The organism is Ureibacillus massiliensis 4400831 = CIP 108448 = CCUG 49529 (assembly GCF_000772965.1).
Taxonomy (GTDB): domain Bacteria; phylum Bacillota; class Bacilli; order Bacillales_A; family Planococcaceae; genus Ureibacillus; species Ureibacillus massiliensis.
Genome location: NZ_JPVQ01000002.1, coordinates 38,250 through 55,648 on the forward strand (window position 1 = coordinate 38,250; position 17,399 = coordinate 55,648).

Annotated in this window: 21 protein-coding genes and 1 pseudogene; all 22 read right to left on the reverse strand. The window is 35.3% G+C overall.

The features are described from left to right. Nucleotides 1-7 precede the first annotated feature (7 nt). Nucleotides 8-1,095: pseudogene (gene flhB, locus CD30_RS01635) on the reverse strand (flagellar biosynthesis protein FlhB). Then, on the reverse strand, nucleotides 1,096-1,872 hold the full coding sequence (gene fliR, locus CD30_RS01640; RefSeq protein WP_036171606.1) for a flagellar biosynthetic protein FliR: 777 nt from the start codon (nucleotides 1,870-1,872) through the stop codon (nucleotides 1,096-1,098). Between the two features lie 4 nt (nucleotides 1,873-1,876). Further along, nucleotides 1,877-2,146, reverse strand: coding sequence for a flagellar biosynthesis protein FliQ (gene fliQ / locus CD30_RS01645; protein ID WP_036171609.1), 270 nt, complete (start codon nucleotides 2,144-2,146; stop codon nucleotides 1,877-1,879). Between the two features lie 12 nt (nucleotides 2,147-2,158). After that, nucleotides 2,159-2,824, reverse strand: coding sequence for a flagellar type III secretion system pore protein FliP (fliP, locus tag CD30_RS01650; RefSeq protein WP_036171612.1), 666 nt, complete (start codon nucleotides 2,822-2,824; stop codon nucleotides 2,159-2,161). Further along, nucleotides 2,824-3,546, reverse strand: coding sequence for a flagellar biosynthetic protein FliO (locus CD30_RS01655; RefSeq protein WP_052126011.1), 723 nt, complete (start codon nucleotides 3,544-3,546; stop codon nucleotides 2,824-2,826). The genes fliP and CD30_RS01655 overlap by 1 nt, the downstream gene beginning before the upstream one ends. A 4-nt stretch (nucleotides 3,547-3,550) precedes the next feature. Then, complete coding sequence (locus CD30_RS01660; RefSeq protein WP_036171615.1) at nucleotides 3,551-3,913, reverse strand: response regulator; 363 nt, start codon at nucleotides 3,911-3,913, stop codon at nucleotides 3,551-3,553. A 24-nt stretch (nucleotides 3,914-3,937) separates the two neighbouring features. Then, nucleotides 3,938-5,167, reverse strand: coding sequence for a flagellar motor switch phosphatase FliY (gene fliY / locus CD30_RS01665; RefSeq protein WP_036171617.1), 1,230 nt, complete (start codon nucleotides 5,165-5,167; stop codon nucleotides 3,938-3,940). Next, nucleotides 5,160-6,155 (reverse strand): flagellar motor switch protein FliM, encoded by a 996-nt coding sequence (fliM, locus tag CD30_RS01670; protein ID WP_036171620.1) that lies wholly within the window; start codon nucleotides 6,153-6,155, stop codon nucleotides 5,160-5,162. The genes fliY and fliM overlap by 8 nt, the downstream gene beginning before the upstream one ends. A 52-nt stretch (nucleotides 6,156-6,207) precedes the next feature. Further along, nucleotides 6,208-6,648: a flagellar basal body-associated protein FliL gene (gene fliL / locus CD30_RS01675; protein WP_036171623.1), complete on the reverse strand. Its 441-nt coding sequence runs from the start codon at nucleotides 6,646-6,648 to the stop codon at nucleotides 6,208-6,210. Next, nucleotides 6,638-6,859, reverse strand: a complete 222-nt coding sequence (locus tag CD30_RS01680; RefSeq protein ID WP_036171626.1) for a flagellar FlbD family protein — start codon at nucleotides 6,857-6,859, stop codon at nucleotides 6,638-6,640. Before CD30_RS01680 ends, fliL begins: the two co-directional genes overlap by 11 nt. Nucleotides 6,860-6,971: 112 nt before the next feature. Beyond that, entirely contained in the window at nucleotides 6,972-8,282 is a 1,311-nt protein-coding gene (locus CD30_RS01685; protein WP_036171630.1) for a flagellar hook-basal body complex protein, read from the reverse strand. An 85-nt stretch (nucleotides 8,283-8,367) separates the two neighbouring features. Further along, nucleotides 8,368-8,748: a TIGR02530 family flagellar biosynthesis protein gene (locus CD30_RS01690; RefSeq protein ID WP_036171633.1), complete on the reverse strand. Its 381-nt coding sequence runs from the start codon at nucleotides 8,746-8,748 to the stop codon at nucleotides 8,368-8,370. Nucleotides 8,749-8,762: 14 nt separating this feature from the next. Continuing rightward, nucleotides 8,763-9,416 (reverse strand): flagellar hook assembly protein FlgD, encoded by a 654-nt coding sequence (flgD, locus tag CD30_RS01695; RefSeq protein ID WP_036171636.1) that lies wholly within the window; start codon nucleotides 9,414-9,416, stop codon nucleotides 8,763-8,765. A gap of 3 nt (nucleotides 9,417-9,419) precedes the next feature. Continuing rightward, on the reverse strand, nucleotides 9,420-10,751 hold the full coding sequence (locus tag CD30_RS01700; RefSeq protein WP_036171639.1) for a flagellar hook-length control protein FliK: 1,332 nt from the start codon (nucleotides 10,749-10,751) through the stop codon (nucleotides 9,420-9,422). 33 nt (nucleotides 10,752-10,784) lie between these two features. Next, nucleotides 10,785-11,375 carry a MotE family protein gene (locus tag CD30_RS01705; RefSeq protein WP_052126012.1) on the reverse strand — a complete coding sequence of 197 codons (591 nt, stop codon included), beginning with the start codon at nucleotides 11,373-11,375 and terminating at the stop codon, nucleotides 10,785-10,787. Nucleotides 11,376-11,379: 4 nt separating this feature from the next. After that, nucleotides 11,380-11,829, reverse strand: a complete 450-nt coding sequence (gene fliJ / locus CD30_RS01710) for a flagellar export protein FliJ (RefSeq protein WP_036171645.1) — start codon at nucleotides 11,827-11,829, stop codon at nucleotides 11,380-11,382. Further along, nucleotides 11,829-13,154 (reverse strand): flagellar protein export ATPase FliI, encoded by a 1,326-nt coding sequence (gene fliI, locus CD30_RS01715; protein ID WP_036171648.1) that lies wholly within the window; start codon nucleotides 13,152-13,154, stop codon nucleotides 11,829-11,831. The genes fliJ and fliI overlap by 1 nt, the downstream gene beginning before the upstream one ends. Before the next feature lie 4 nt (nucleotides 13,155-13,158). Next, entirely contained in the window at nucleotides 13,159-13,947 is a 789-nt protein-coding gene (fliH, locus tag CD30_RS01720) for a flagellar assembly protein FliH (RefSeq protein ID WP_328286115.1), read from the reverse strand. Then, nucleotides 13,931-14,944 carry a flagellar motor switch protein FliG gene (fliG, locus tag CD30_RS01725; RefSeq protein ID WP_036171653.1) on the reverse strand — a complete coding sequence of 338 codons (1,014 nt, stop codon included), beginning with the start codon at nucleotides 14,942-14,944 and terminating at the stop codon, nucleotides 13,931-13,933. Before fliG ends, fliH begins: the two co-directional genes overlap by 17 nt. A gap of 15 nt (nucleotides 14,945-14,959) precedes the next feature. Further along, nucleotides 14,960-16,558 (reverse strand): flagellar basal-body MS-ring/collar protein FliF, encoded by a 1,599-nt coding sequence (fliF, locus tag CD30_RS01730; RefSeq protein WP_036171656.1) that lies wholly within the window; start codon nucleotides 16,556-16,558, stop codon nucleotides 14,960-14,962. A 60-nt stretch (nucleotides 16,559-16,618) separates the two neighbouring features. Then, the gene (fliE, locus tag CD30_RS01735) at nucleotides 16,619-16,921 is read right to left on the reverse strand and encodes a flagellar hook-basal body complex protein FliE (RefSeq protein ID WP_036171659.1); all 303 of its coding nucleotides are present in this window, start codon (nucleotides 16,919-16,921) and stop codon (nucleotides 16,619-16,621) included. Nucleotides 16,922-16,944: 23 nt separating this feature from the next. Further along, nucleotides 16,945-17,397: a flagellar basal body rod protein FlgC gene (flgC, locus tag CD30_RS01740; RefSeq protein WP_036171662.1), complete on the reverse strand. Its 453-nt coding sequence runs from the start codon at nucleotides 17,395-17,397 to the stop codon at nucleotides 16,945-16,947. Nucleotides 17,398-17,399 lie beyond the last annotated feature (2 nt).

Here is a 17,399-nt window from a genome sequence, read left to right on the forward strand (position 1 = left end):
AAGTACTTTAAATTTTTCGTTTAATTCGATATACATAAGCAAGTATTTCTGCCACAGCTTTAAAAAACTCTTCTGGCACAAAATCTCCTATTTCAACTTTGTCATACATGGCTCTAGCTAATGGTCGATTTTCAACCATTACTACATCATGTTCTTTCGCGATTAATTTAATCTTTTGAGCTACAAAATCTGTACCTTTCGCAATTACCTTTGGTGCATCCATATTCTGCTCATCATATTTCAGTGCAATTGCATAGTGAGTTGGATTTGTTATAACAACATCCGCACTCGGTATTTCTTGCATCATTCTTCTCATAGCCATTTCACGTTGACGTTGCTTGATTTTCGATTTAACTTGTGGGTCACCTTCAGCGTTTTTATGTTCATCTTTTATATCTTGTTTCGACATTTTTAAGTTCTTTTCATACTCGTATTTTTCATAAACATAATCCAAAATAGCGATGAATATAAGAACTAGTGCTGCGGCGATTCCCATTAATGCAGTTAAACTTGCAACGGTTGATAATATATCCCAAGGATTTTGAAAAGCTAGACTTAAAACATCTGCCATATTCATCCAAATAATTAAAGTAGTAACTGCTCCGATAAAGGCAACCTTTAATAAAGATTTAAGTAAATTAATAATTGCCCTCAATGAGATTATTTTTTTAATCCCTTTTATCGGATCCATTTTTTTAAATCGAATTTCAAGGTTTCTGTTGTAAAAAGCAGTCCGAATTGAAAATAGTTAGCCCCAATTCCTGTCACTACTGCAATAAGAAGAAATGGTAAAAGGATGGAAGCCATTTCAGTAAGGGTTTGTGCATATATTTCCATTACCGTTTCTTCGGTTATAGACTCAATCAGTATATTTTTTTCAATGAATTGATGAAAGAATGAAAACAAACCTTCTAACATAAATGGTGCCCAAACATAAAGGAACAAAAATAATATAAGCAATAATACCGCTGCTGTTACATCCTGACTTTTAACGACTTGTCCTTTTTTCCTTGCATCTTGTCGCTTTTTCGGTGTCGCCTTTTCAGTCTTTTCTCCTGCAAAAAATTGCAAGTCTAATTGAAGAAATAACTTCACCTAAGCACCACCTAACAAGTTCATTAAATCTCTCATAGCAATGATCATGATTTCCACTAAATTTTGCATCACCTGAATCATGACACCCATGACAATGAACAAAACTAAAAAACCAATGGCTATTTTTATCGGAAAACCAACAACGAAAATATTTAACTGTGGAACTGTTTTTCCAGTAATCCCTAATGCCACCGTCACAAGAAATAATGTTGCAACAACTGGCGCAGACATTTGAAATGCGATGGCAAAAACAGATCCGAATAATTTTATGATATATTCTACTGTCCCAACATTTCCGAAGTTTGGATATAGCTGATCAATAGGCATAAATTGAAAACTATAAAAGATACCATCTAATATTAAATGATGTCCATTGATTGCAAGTAAGACAAATATTAAGAGTACGTTAAAAAATTGACCCATGAGCGGACTTTGAGTACCTGTTTGTGGATCGATAATATTTGCCATAGCAAAACCCATTTCAAAATCAATAAAGCCCCCAGCTATTTGTACAGCAGAAAACACAATATAAGCACAGACACCGAGCATTAATCCGATGATTGCTTCTTTTAGAATAAGTAATATGTAATTTCCATCTATAGCAAATGGTTCAACATTAAATGTATAATACATCATCCAAGAAAGGACGAGTGCTAATGCAATTTTCAGTTGAGGTGGTATTGTTCGATATGAAAAAAACGGGATTGATACGAAAAAAGCTGATACTCTCACAAAAATTAATAATAAAACAGATAATTTTGGAATAAGTTCTGTCATTTAATCACCCAATGTATCGATCTAAATTATTTAATATACCGTATACAAAAGATGTTATTTGAGATAGCATCCATGGACCAAAAAATACAATACCTACAAGGACTGCAACAATTTTTGGAACAAATGCTAATGTTTGCTCTTGAATAGACGTTGTTGCTTGGAAAATACTCACCGCGAGACCCGAAATTAAAGCTATTAATAACAAGGGACCCGAGACAATGAGTACAGTCCATATCGCTTGTTCTGCAATTGAAATGACCATTTCTTGTGTCATATGTATCAACCCCTAAAAACTTTGAAGTAAGGATTTTACGACCAAATACCACCCATCAACTAAAACAAATAATAAAATTTTAAATGGTAATGAAATCATAACAGGCGGTAACATCATCATCCCCATTGACATAAGGACACTCGCTACGACCATATCTATCACTATAAATGGAATAAAAATCATAAACCCAATTTGAAATGCTGTTTTTAATTCACTTAATGCAAATGCCGGAACAAGCATGGTTAGTGGAATTTCTTCTACTGTTTCAGGACGTTCCGCTTGGTTATAGTTAATGAATAATTCTAAATCTTCCTGTCTTGTATGCTGTGCCATAAATTGTTTGAATGGCGTACTTGCTCTATCATAAGCTTCTTCAATGCCAATTTCCTCGTTAAATAACGGTTGGAGCGCATTGTCGTTTACTTCTTGAAGAGTAGGCGCCATGACAAAAAATGTTAAGAATAGTGCAAGACCTATAATGACCTGGTTTGGCGGCATAGTGTTTGTCGCTAACGCTGTTCTTGTAAAAGATAGTACAATCACTATTCTTGCAAAGGAAGTCATCAATATTAATATACTTGGAGCGAGTGAAAGAACTGTTAATAGAAGCAGTAATTGTATGGATGTAGACACATTTGTTGGATCACTGTTAGAAAAGAAGGAGATAAATTCTTCCATTACTCATCGCGCTCCTTTTCCTTCCATTTTTCCAATTCATCACGACGCTCTTTTTTAATATCAGATAATCGTTTATTTAATATTTCTCCAAAACTATTTTGATTATGTTCTTTTGGCTCACTTTTTGATTTTGGATTTATCTTTTTTAATAGTTCTGCAATATATGGTGTTGTAGAAGTAAAGGTTTGTTTTTCTTCAAAGTTGTTAATTAATGACTCAATTTCCTCATTATCGTCAATCTCTTTTATTAATTGGACATTCTCTCCGACACCAACAATATAAATTGACTTTCCAACTTGAAGAATTTGTACAGATTTTTGTGAACCTAACGTGACACCACCAATATTACGTACTAAACTATTTTGCTGATAATTTCGGCTTTTTTTGTTGATGAACTTTAAAACAAATAATAATAAAGCAAGTACAAAAATAAGTGAAAACAACATTTTAATATAATCCCAAGCACTTAAACCTTGTCCCATCGTTAACTCATTTTGTGTTTGGGAGTCAAATTTTCCTTCTTGATCGGACTGTTCTTGATCATCCTGTTTTTGTTCATCCTGTTTTTGTTCATCCTGATTAGTTTGCGGATTTTGTAACCAATCATTAACCATTTGGTTGTTCGACGTCGCATTTACTGTAGCTTGTACTGGTGCACATATCGTCATGATTACAATGAATACAATTGCAGACCAAACCTTTAACTTAAATGAAGCATGCATTAGATCAACCTAAAGCTTTTTGAATTGCTTCAATTACTCGATCCGCTTGGAATGGTTTAACGATGAAATCTTTTGCACCAGCTTGAATTGCATCAATTACCATTGCCTGTTGCCCCATAGCTGAACACATAATAACAATCGCATTTGGATCAGTTCCTTTAATCGCTTTTAACGCAGCAATCCCATCCATTTCTGGCATTGTAATATCCATTGTTACTAAATCAGGCTTTAATTCATTATATTGTTCAACAGCTTGTGCTCCATCTGCTGCTTCTCCAACTACTTCAAATCCATTTTTCGTTAAAATATCTTTAATCATCATGCGCATGAATGCAGCATCGTCAACAATTAGTATCTTTTTAGACATAGTATGATTCCTCCAATTTAAACTCTATCTTAAGTTATTTAATCGATCCGCTTGGCTTACAATATCTGTTATACGTACTCCAAAGTTTTCATCAATTACAACAACTTCACCTTTGGCAATTAAACGATTATTGACTAAAATATCTACTGGTTCACCAGCAAGTTTATCTAATTCAATAATAGAACCTGTAGACAGTTGTAATATTTCTTTTACCGAATGCTTCGTACGACCGAGCTCGACTGTTACTTGCAAAGGTATATCAAGTAACATATTTAAGTTACGTGCTTCACTTTGTGTAATATTTGGCTGCTCAAATGCAGCAAATTGTGCCTGCTGAACATTTACATTCTGCTGTGGCGGCTGTTGATAACGTGGTGTTGAAAAAATCGGCGGCTCTTCAAATACAGTCGCAGCAGCTTGTTGTGAATGAATCGGTTCTTGAGTTGCAGGCTGATTCATCGGTTGCTGTGTTGTGTTTTGTTGTTGTGTCTGTTGAACTGGTGCACTTGAAACTTGTGCAGGCTGTTCAGCAACTGGTTGATTCACTTCAGCACCTGGCTCACCTAATAATGTTTTGACAATATCTTTACTAAAATTAAGTGGCAATAATTGCATAATGTTGGAATCAATTAATTCGCCAATTTTCAATCTAAATGATACTTTTACTAATAAATCTTCCTGAGGTATATTATCGTGACCTTCATTTTGTTGGAAATTTAATAAATCAATTGAAGGTGGAGAAATATCCACTTTTTTATTAAAGATTGTTGACATCGAGGTTGCAGCTGAACCCATCATTTGGTTCATTGCTTCTTGCACTGCACTCAGTTGTATTTCACCTAATTCAGGCTTCGGATTTAAACCGTCCCCACCTAACATTAAATCTGCTATGATTGCAGCATCTGTTTGTTTAATCACTAGGAGGTTCATTCCAACGAGACCAATTGTATATTCAACTTGAACAGCAACGTACGGTTGAGGAAACTCCTCTTCTAAACGATTTCGATTGATCATCGAAACAACAGGTGTTGTAATATCTACTTTTTGTCCTAGTAATGCAGATAAAGCTGTAGCAGAACTACCGAAAGAGATATTTCCTACTTCACCAAGTGCATCCTGCTCCATTGGACTAAGATAATCCTCAACACGGAGTTCTTCGGTTGATGATGATTCAGGTTCATTATTGTTTTCTTCTAATGATTCGCCTCTTAATAGCGCTTCAATTTCTTCTTGGGAGAGCATTCCATCATTCATCCTCGTCTCCTCCTTTCAAAGAGTCCAAAATTTGTATAGCCATTTTCTTATTTAGTTTACCAGGTTGTACTGTGAATTTCGGTAAATTTCCGACTTTTAGAATAAGAGGATCATCAATTTTTTTATCTAATTGAATAACATCTCCCACATTCATAAAGAGAAAATCTTCTATCGTAATATCAGTAGCACCTAGTTCGGCAATTAAGTCAAGTTCAGCTTGCTTGACACGTGTTTCTAACATTTTTAACTGTTCAGGGGAAGATTCTTTCGTATTTGACTGCATCCAATATTGAACAGATAAATTATGAATAATCGGTTCTAGTACAACATGTGGAATACAAATATTAATCATACCCGTTGTTTCACCAATAATCGTATTTAAGGAAATGACTACGACTGTTTCATTAGGTGAAATCATCTGTAAAAACTGTGGGTTTACTTCTAGCTCGATTAACATTGGATCGATCTCAGCAATATTGTCCCACGCTTCCCTTAAATTATCAAAAGCACGTTCAAATAAGTTGGTCATTATTTTTTGTTCAATTTCTGTTAAGTTGTCAACATTACTATAGCTTGCACCTGATCCCCCCATTAATCGGTCCATCATCGAATAGGCAATATTCGGATTGATTTCCATTAAAATATTACCATCTAATGGTGGTACTTCAAATATATTTATTAATGTCATATTGGGAATCGATCGTACAAACTCTTCAAAAGGAATTTGGTCAACGGAAGCAACATTTATTTGAACATAGGTTCTCAATTGAGCAGAGAAAAATGTTGTCAGAAGACGAGCAAAATTTTCATGAATTCTCGTTAAGCTTCGAATTTGATCCTTTGAAAATCGAAGTGCACGCTTAAAATCATAGGTTTTAATTTTTTTCGTTTCTTCTTCTTTTTTCATTTCATCTGCTGACATTTCCCCAGTTGAAATTGCAGAGAGTAGTGCATCTATCTCTGATTGGGATAATACATCGCCTGCCATTTACCCACCTCCATTTCAAGATGATTTACATTGTTCGGCATGACTGAACAAATTACTGAATGATGTAGGAGGTAATGTAGACTTGTTCAACTGTACCTACTTGCATCAATTCGTTTAATTGTGTTTTTATAGTGGATTGTAAAAAGATTTTCCCTTGCTTTCCTTGTAAATCCTCTTCCGTTAACTCAGAGAGCTCTTGTATAATGATATCTTTAATTTGGAAATCTCGCTTCGTTAACTCTTCAGCAGCTTTTTTACTGTCCGTCTGAATTTTTAATTGCAAACGAACAAAACTATCATCTGCTAAATTCGTTGTCATTTCAGGAACATCGATTGATGCTTCTAAAATCTCATCAATCGTAGGTTCTCCAGTTGCAGCTTTTTGATTATTAAATTGCGTTAATAATACAAAAATTACAACACCTATTAGCGTAATTGTTACTAAAATAATCAGCATTACGGTTAGCAATTTATTACTATTGTTATTCTTCATCTTCATCACCTCGTAGATGCGGGTTTGATAGTATTTGGATATCACGATAAAAACTTGTTATTTTTTGACGCACCTCTTTTGCACTTTCTAAAACAATAAATTTGCGCCCAGTTGTAAGCGTAATTGTTGTATCAGGAAATGATTCCACTGTTTCTATGTATATAGCGTTGATGGAGAATGGTTTTCCGTTTAATCGAGTAAGTTCTATCATTGAAATAGGGCCGGGTCAGTGAGAGCCGGCCCGACCCTCCTTTGCAATGAGATATTAATTATATTTAAGTATTCTATTTAGCCATTAAAATAACATTGCTAGTTTACTAGGATTAACGTTTTAAGTTTACAAGCTCTTGAAGAATTTCATCAGATGTTGTAATAATACGAGAGTTGGCTTGGAAACCACGTTGAGTAACAATCATTTCAGTAAATTCTTCAGATAAGTCAACATTGGACATTTCTAAGAAACCAGCTTCGATCGAACCAATACCATTCTCTGTAGCAGTACCAACTACTGGTTGACCTGAGTTAGACGTTTCTTTGTAATAGTTACTACCTGCTTTTTCAAGTCCACCTGTATTTGGGAATTTTGCTAACTGGATTTGTCCTGCCACTTGTAATTTCCCGTTTTCATCAACAAAGTTAATTGTACCATCTTGAGCAATCGACATACTTTGTGCAGTTGTTGGAATTTGGATAGGTCTTAAAGCTTCAGTTAATGTTGTTGTATAAACTGTACCTGTACCTGTTTGGATTAATGTTTCCTCGATAGTATCAAATATATCAGCAGTAAAGCTTGTGATAGGACTGTCATCCGCTGTAAAGTCAACAACATTACCATCTTCATCAACTAGAGTATTTTCACCAGTGACTTCATATCGAGCATTATCAATCGTTACAAAAAGCTTACCTGTAGATGAATCAATCTCGATGTCTACTAATTGTGCATCACCATTTTCGTCTTCGTAATCTGCTTGTATTTGCGTAAAACCGTCAGCGTCATCATAAGATTGAAGTTTGCCATCGACAATAACAAGAGCTCCATCTAAGTCAGCAGCTTCATCTACATCATCTGGGTTAATAGTTGCCCCATCAGTAACATACTCACCATCTTCATTCACTAACAATGTAAATGATTGGTTATTAAATGTAAGAGTTTCTGTAGTTAACCCCATAATTGGAACAGTAGCTGATGTAAGTGTTGCATCATAACCAACGAGATATTTACCGTCAGAATTGACTACATAACCATCTCGATCCATGTAAAAGTTTCCTGCGCGTGTATATTGCGTATTAGTAAATCCTGCTTTTCCTTCTGTACTATCTGCGACTTGGAAGAAGCCATCACCAGAAATCGCTAAGTCAAGAGTACGAGCTGTTGTTTGTAATGATCCTGTAGAGTGAATTGTGTCAATTGCAGCAATTTGAGAACCTAGACCTACTTGTTTTGGATTTACACCCCCACGAGTTTCAGTCGAAGCTGATGCACCTGCAGTTGTTTGTGAGATTAAATCCTTAAATACTACACGACCTTTTTTGAAGCCATAAGTGTTCACGTTTGAGATGTTATTCCCAATTACGTCAAGTTTTGTTTGGAAGTTTTTTAAACCTGAAATACCAGAGTACATAGAACGTAACATTGTATCGTTCTCCCTTCAATTTTTATATGAGTGTCTCGCGTCTATCAGTCGGCGAGCTTTAGGCATCCTTTTCAGGTCCTGCCTATCATAGCACGATTGTGCCATCAATGTTTGTAAATAATTGATTTTTTGCTTCAGTGCGTTCCATCGCTGTAATTACCGTTGCATTTTTAGCACTTACAATCAACGCGGCTTGCTCCATCAATACTAAAGGTTGATTGACTCCTTTTGAACGTGCTTCAAATACTTTATCCGTTACCACTTGCCATTCTTCATCTGAAATGCTTATGTTGCGCTCGATTAACCGTTCATTTGCATGTTTACTAATTTTTAGTTCTTGGCTATTTGTTGCCTCTTGCAAATGTTCAAGGAATGACTGTTTTGTTTGAATCGTATTTGTTTTTAGACTTTTTTGTGGTTGTAATAGCGGTTGCAATGGCACGTGCTGAATTTGTATTCTATGCATGTGCTTTCACCAGCCTATTCACTTATTAGTTCGAATTGATCCTTCTTTAAAACCTTTTCGTTTTGCAAAATAAATTCAATCACTGAATTGTTAGTTTTTACAGAATCGATTATCGATTGAACCCATTCTCCATCTTCCTCATATCGAACCTTTCGCCCTATTAATTTACTAGCTTCAACTAATGGATTTTCGGTAGGCTCTACTGTTGACGGTCTATTAAAGATAGATGAAATATGTCCTGGTGTAATTTCTTTTCCATCCTTAAGTACGAAATAAGGTTCACCATCAATGAATTTTAATTGTTCAATGACACCCGTTCCTTCATTTACAATGAGGTTACCCTCTTCATCGACTTCCTCTGTTAATTCATGCCATTGTATCTCTTTTCCAATGAACGTTGTATAATCCATCAGCTGTGATTGATGCTGTGAATCTAGTAAGTTTTCAATAGCTTTCGTCATATTTTGCATTTGCTCTAATGAACTAAACTGAGCTAATTGAGCAATATATTCAGTATTATCCATTGGTTGAGTAGGGTCTTGATGTTGTAATTGCGTTACCAATAGCTGTAAGAAGGCATCTTTCCCTAATGAATTACTCCCAGTTTGTTTAGTAGTCGTTCTATTAGACAAGTAATAATCGTTGGAAATCGGATTTGTATTTGCCATCTGCTACACCTCCTCGTTGATCAAATAATCTTTAAAGCTTAAACTTTCCTCATCTTCATCATGTTCATCTTGGTTTTCATTTTCTTGTTCTTGCTGTTGCCTAAACATATTACTGAACATGCTTTGATCACGGAAGTTACGATCAGTTTCCTGTAAACTTTGTGCTATATCGATTCGATCCATTTGAATATTTGCGTGTGCAAATGCAGATTTTAATTGATGCAACTGACCATCAAGTAATTCTTTTGCCGCCTGCGTTGTTGCAAGCAATCTTGCAGATAGAACACCATCTTGTTGCATAATTTCAATTCGAATAGAGCCTAAATTTTCAGGATAAAGTTTCAACAAAAGCTTCATTGTACCTTGTGTATTCGACAATTGACTACGATTCATTAAATATTGAATTTCTTTAACTAACGCTTCTCCCTGAGCATTCTTTTCTACTGGAAGTGTGATTGTAAAAGTTTTCACACTTGTATTTGTTGTTTGCTGGGTTGATATAGGTGTTTGCATAGTTTCCGTTGTGTTTTCTGTTTGCTTCACTACTTGCTGCTGAGAGCTCTGAGTAACACTGTTATTTGATACTGCACTTTGAACTGTTTGAGTTGTAACTGTCGCAATTTGCTTTGTTGTTGAGTCTGTAGAAGATACCAAGTCCTCTTTTGTAGACTTATGTACCTGTTCAACTACCATTTTTATTACATCTTTTAAATTCAGTAATTGAAGAGGTTGGTCACCCATTAAATCTCCATTCTTACCAACAATTTGTGCAAGCTTTAAAAATTGAATAAGTTGTTCCGCTTCTTTTGGTGTAACTTTATGTTCACCTTGTAGGGCAGTTGCAAGCTGACTTATTATATTTGGAGCTTGTTCATTTACCATTTGGACAAATTGCCAAATATTATTCAGTTCAATGTTCTCAGTATCTAAAAGGTTTTCCATCATTTTTGATAGCTCTTCACTATCCATATTTAATAAAGACAGTAAATCTTCTAAATTCATCGATTCATCGATAGATTTCATTTGCCCTTCCCCATCGACTTGAATCGTAAGAAACCCTTCATCATGTGAAATACCAAGTAAATCTAACACTTCTTCAATTGACTCTGAGTCTAGTAGATTATTTAATGCCTCTACATCAACTGTTTCTTCCTTTGCAGTATCAGTTTTAGTTGTATTATTTTGGCTTGCTACAATTTTACTGAAAACTTCACCAAATTTACCGCTAGTTTCTCCAAGTGCTTTCGAAGTATTTGCTGTCGTAGCTTTTGTTGATGTTTGTCCAGTTGAAATTGTTTGACTCATCGATGTTAATTGCATGATTCCTAAATTCATATTTTCACCTCCTTCCAAGAAGATGTTTTTTTGTTATCTTGATAGCAACTCTGTGAACTTTGCAGCATCTGTTGGATTCATCTTGGAAAGAACTTCTGATAAAGTATCAGATTTTAAACTTGATAAAATACGTACAGCCTCATCTTGACTCATTGCTACTAGAATTGGAGCAGCTTCTTTCGCAGACATTTTTTCGAAGGCAGATACGATTTCAGTAAACTCTTTCTTTGCAGTATCTTGTTCCCTCTGTATGCGGTCAATTTCATATTCTAGTTCTTCTTGAAGGATAGCCGCTTCTTCAGTTTTTGATTTTTCACTTTCAAGTTGTGATTGGAGCTGGGCAATCTCAGCTTCTTTTTGCTCTATTTGTGCTTGTAACTCCACAATTTTTTCATCAAATTCTTGAATTGGCTTACTTGTTTCTTGCTGTGATGGAACAAATGGTAAATTACCAGTTAATTCTTTTGTTTTCTCGAAGATGTTTGTATTTGTAATCGTTGCAATGACTAGTAGCACCGCGATAACAAACATTAATGGTATTAGAAACCAAAAGAAAATCTTTTGAAAAACACCCGGTGATTTTACTTCTTCAATATTGTTCTCTTGATAATTTGGCCTTGTCATAGGATCACCTGATTTCTTTCTTGTTGTACATAAGTAAAGAAATTTCATCAAGTCTAAGCATTTCTAACTTATCTTGCTCTTCTTTATATGCTTCGAAGTCTTTTTCCCGCATTTTTTCAAACTTACGTACTTCCAAGTTTTTTTCAACTAATTTTTGTTCGTGCCAATTCATTTTTGTTCTTGCCTGAATAACCTTTTGTTGCATATCAGTTATAGAATGTTCAAGACTACCAAGGAATTTTGCATAATGATGAATTTCATCAATTGTTGCTCCAATTTTTAATTTGTCATTTTGAAATTCTATTAATTCTTCTTTCTTTTTCAATAATTCATATAATTTCGTTGCAACTTCTTCAAAAGAATTGACAGCTTGTTTATACGCCATCTCGGTTTGTTGTTTTTCTTGTTCTCGGATTGTTAATACTTTTTCAAATCGATACTGATATTGAAGCATTATTTGCCACCACCATTCGACAATGCTATAAGTTCCTTCACAGTTTCATCCAATGTGACTTTATCTTTATAGCCCTGTTTTAAGAATTTTGTAATCAGTGGTTCGTAATAAATCGCCTCATCTATTTCTTTTGAAGTGCCTTTTTTATATGCACCAATATTAATCAAGTCCTCTGACTTTGAGTATGTATAGTAAAGATCGCGTAGACGTTCTGCTGCTTTTACATGCTCATCAGTTGATATATGGTTCATTAAGCGACTGATACTCTTTAATACATTAATCGCAGGATATTGTCCTTTATTAGCGAGTGTCCGATCTAACACAATGTGACCATCCAAAATCCCTCTTACTGTATCGGCTATTGGCTCATTCATATCATCACCATCAACTAATACGGTATAAAAGGCAGTAATGGTACCTTTTAGATTTGTACCAGTTCGTTCTAATAGCTTTGGCAAAATTGAAAACACAGACGGTGTATACCCTTTTTGTGCAGGCGGTTCACCTGTTGCTAGTCCAATTTCACGCTGTGCCATTGCAACTCGAGTAACAGAGTCCATCATCAACATGACATTTAATCCACGGTCTCTAAAATATTCAGCGATTGCTGTTGCAGTAAAAGCACCTTTTATACGCATAAGTGCCGGTTGGTCACCCGTAGCAGCAACAACAATCGAACGACTTAAACCTTCTTCACCTAAATCTCTTTCGATAAACTCTCGAACTTCACGTCCACGTTCACCTATTAATGCAATAACATTTAAATCAGCTCTTGTATTCCTTGCAATCATACCTAATAATGTACTTTTCCCAACACCGGAACCAGCAAAAATACCTACACGTTGTCCCGTTCCAACTGTTAACATACCATCTATTGCTTTTACACCAACTTCAAGTTGTTCATTTATAGGTGGTCTTGTAAGAGGATTAGGAGGTTCTTTTTCAGTCTGAACAGTTACTAATCCCCTTGGCAAGACAGAGCCATCAAATGGATTTCCCATTGAATCAAGTACTTTACCTATTAACTCTGGCCCGACTTTTATTTCTAATGGTCTACCTGTACCTTCAACTAAACAGCCTATTGAAATTTCACGAATAGAAGTGAAGGGCATTAAAACTACAAATTCATCTTTAAAACCTACAACTTCTGCTAGTATGATTTGATGTCCATTTTTAGGAGAATGAACGTGTATTTTACAAACGTCACCTATGGAACTATCTGGACCTTGTGACTCAATCATTAAGCCAACAACTCTTGTAACCTTACCGAACTTTTTAAAAGTTGATATATTGGGGATTTGGTCAATTAATTGAGACGCTCGCATCCAATCATTCCTTACTCTCTAAAATTTCACTTAACTTCATTCTAAGCTCATGCAATTGTTCATCTATCGATACAACAATTCGTCCATGATTCGTTTCGATATAGCATTCCGTATCTGCTAGTTCTTCGAGTACAAATATAAAGAACGGTACATCCGTTGGGAAAATTTCAACTAATTCATCACGATTGCTCGATACCAATCGATGATATTTTGGAGAAACATAAAGTTTTATTTCTTTCATTTCTCTCGCTTCTTTTAAACCACGCTTAACAATAGAAAGGAAAGTCTCGTCATTACGATCTAAGGTTGTAGCTATAATTCGTTCAGCAGTAGTCAATGCTAACTCTAAAATAACTGCTTCTTGATCTTCGATATATCTCTTCGCATTTTCCTTTGAATCTTCAATTGTTTGATTTGCAATTTTGAGAGCTTGCTGCATATCAGCATTGGCCTTTTTGATACCTTCTTCATAACCTTCTTGAAATCCCTCATCATAGGCTGTCTTTTGAAGTACGATTTTTTCCTCTTCCCAAAGCTTTCTTAAATGATTTAGTTCTTCAAGTTGATTATTTCGATATTGTTCAAATTCTTCTTTTTCAGCAAGAAATTGATTTTTTTCGTCTGTTAATTTCTTTGTTTGAGCTTTAAACAATTCTTCAACTGTTGGTTCTTGCTGTTCTATAGCATTTTCGTCAAATTGTGCAGTAAAAAGATCACGGATTTGAATTTCTATCTGTTTATCCTCTGGCGGTGTTGAACTTATTGAACGGATAATTCTAGACAATGACGTCATCTCCTCCACCACGAGCGATGATGATTTCACCAGCATCTTCTAAACGACGGATAATCGCAACAATTCTTGTTTGCGCATCTTCAACATCCCGCAGTCGTACAGGACCCATAATTTCCATTTCCTCTTTGAATGTATCTGCCATACGCTGAGACATATTGCGGAAAATAATTTCTTTTACCTCATCACTACATACTTTCATTGAAAGTAATAGATCCTCATTTTCACAATCACGGATAACTCTTTGAATAGAACGATTGTCCAATGTAACGATATCTTCGAATACAAACATACGTTTTTTAATTTCTTCAGCTAATTCAGGATCTTGAATCTCAAGTGCATCTAAAATTGTTTTTTCCGTTTGACGATCTACGCCGTTAAGTACTTCAACAACTGCATCAATACCACCAGTTTCTGTATAATCCTGTGTCACCGTAGAAGATAATTTACGCTCAAGTACAGATTCTATTTCGCTAATAACCTCAGGTGAAGTTGAATCCATCATAGCAATTCGTTTTGCGATATCCGCTTGGACTTCCTGCGGTAAAGACGATAAAATAACTCCCGCCTGAGCTGGATCCAAATAAGACAGTATTAGAGCGATTGTTTGTGGATGCTCATTTTGAATAAAGTTAAATATTTGTGACGGATCTGCCTTTCTTGCAAAGTCAAATGGTCTCACCTGTAACGAAGAAGTTAAACGATTAATAATTGCTTGTGCTTGGTCGTGTCCCAACGCTTTTTCCAATACCGTTTTCGCATATCCGATCCCGCCCTGTGAGATATAATCTTGGGCTAAAGCGATATTATGGAATTCTTCTATTATGTCTTCTTTTACACCTGGTTCCACTTTTTTCACACCAGAAATTTCTAGCGTTAATCGTTCAATCTCTTCTTCATTCAAATGTTTATAAACTGAAGCAGATACTTCAGGTCCAAGCGAAATTAATAGAAGAGCAGCTTTTTGTTTGCCAGACAATTCTTTATCCTTTTTTGACACGGCTAAACCCTCCCATTAATCTTCAGTAATCCAACTTCGTAATAATTTTGCAAAGTCTTCTGGTTTTTCTTTCGCCATTTTTTCAAGCTGTTTACGGCGAACGGTACTTTCTGTTTCTTTTTCATCATTTATATCTTCTACTAACAAGTCTCTTCTTTGTTCTTCAATTACTTCAAATTCTTGTTCTTCTTGTTTACGTCTTCTGCCAACTAACAACATCACTACGAGTAATACAATTACTACAACAAGAATTCCGCCGATAACCCATACCCACCATGGAATAGCAGGTGATTGTTCCTCAAGGCCAGTAGTATCATTTCCTAAGAATGGTTGAACTGAAACTACCACTTTATCCTCAATTTGTTGTGCTGTTAGCTCACCCGCTGCCTCTTTATCTATTGAAGTTCTAACGATCGTCGCAAGTATTTGCTCGATATCGTCTCTAACGCCCTCTGATAATGAAGCTGCATCGTCAGGAACAGGTGGCTCAACCATAACTTGAATTCCAATATCTCTGATTTTGTATGGACTTTCTTGAATATCTTTTGTAATTCGATTTACATCAGAGTTTATTGTTTCTTCTATACGTTCATATTCACCATTGTCTGTTGTTCCTTCAGCATAATCTGTGAAATTATCTGTTACATTTCCTGCTTCAGGCGTTCCATTTGCTGCACCTGAACCAGTATAGGATTCAGTAATACGTTGTGCACTAATTTCAATTCCTGACATATTTTCTTCATCTACAGGCTGTACTAAATTTTCTTGGCGATTTTCCTGCTTAAAGTCAATATCAGTTGTCACAGACACTACAACTTTATCGTTCCCCATTAAAGTACCGAGCATTTGCTGAACTTGTCTTTGCAAATCTCGTTCAATCGTCTTTTTCACTTCCATTTGACCTGCAACAGAGTCAATTGAACCTGAACCTGTTGATGCTGATTCTAAATCGTAGTACTCAGAGAATTGATTTGAAATGGTAATATTATCTGTACTTAAATTCGGAATACTTTTTGACACAAGATTATAAAGTGTTTTTATTTGTTCATCTGAAAACTGATGTCCTGGTTCTGTATTTAAAATTACTGAAGCAGTTGCTTCTTGTGCTGCATCGTTTAAGAAAACTCCTTGCTCTGGTATTGCAAGCATCACATTTGCACTTTTAACACCATCAATTTGTTTAATTAAATTTTCGAGTTCAGTTTCTGTTGCAGCTTTTTTAATGACATCAAATTCATTATCAGTCATACCAAAACCAGCGTTTGAAGTGAAAAATGAATTATTAATTTCACCAGTTTCCGGATAACCTTGTGAAGCCAAAGATACTTTTAAAGTATCAACTTGGTCTTCTGGTACTAAAATATTTGTACCTCCAGGCGCAATCTCATATGTAACACCTTGAGTATTTAACACCTCTGCTATTTGACCTGTTTCAGAGGCAGAAAGTTCTGTAAATAGAGGCACCATTGTAGTACGTGTAAAGAAATATGTTATAATTCCAGCTAATGCGATGACACCTAATAGTGTCCCGATGATTGCGCCTTTTTGTTTTTTCGTTCGACTCTTCCAAAATTGTGTCGAGTCTGTTTTCACTTTTGTCAATCGTTCATTCATTATGAGTCCTCCGGTACTTTTGAATACACCAACAATTTATATTCGATTGTAACCGTTAGATTATATTGACATACGCATAATCTCCTGGTATGCATCGATTACTTTATTACGAACTTCCATAGTTGCATTCAATGTAATACTTGCTTTTTGAGCAGCAATCATTACTTCATGTAATTCCACATCTTGTCCACTAATTAACTTCTGAGTTAATACATCTGATTCCATTTGTTGATTGTTTACAGATGAAATCGCATCTTTTAATAAGTTAGAGAAATTTTGCTGCGCTTCATATGGTGTTGATAATTTAGTAGCTTGATTTGTTACTTGAGTTGGTGCCATTAAAGATACTGAGTTTATAGCCATTTATGAATCACCATTCCTATATGTTATTTGCCAATCTCTAAAGCTTTTGTAAGCATTGATTTATTTGCATTAAAAACTGTAACGTTTGCCTCATATGATCTTGTTGCAGACATTAGGTCAACCATCTCTTTTAATAAATCGACATTTGGCATTTCAACATATCCGTCTTCATTTGCATCGGGATGTGTTGGGTCATAAACAAGTTTAAAAGGTGTTTCAGTATCATCGTTAATAGCTGTTACTTTAACACCTTCACCCGTTCCATTTTTCCCCATCGCTACATTTAAAAAATTTGAAAATCTTCCTTCGTCACTAGATAAAGAAACTGACTTCCTTCTATAAGGCTCCCATTCTCCATTGACTTGTCTTGCGCGAGTTGTGTCGACATTTGCGATATTTGACGAGACTACATCCATTCTTAAACGTTGAGCTGTTAAAGCAGATGCTGTTATATTCATACTTTTAAAAATCGACATGA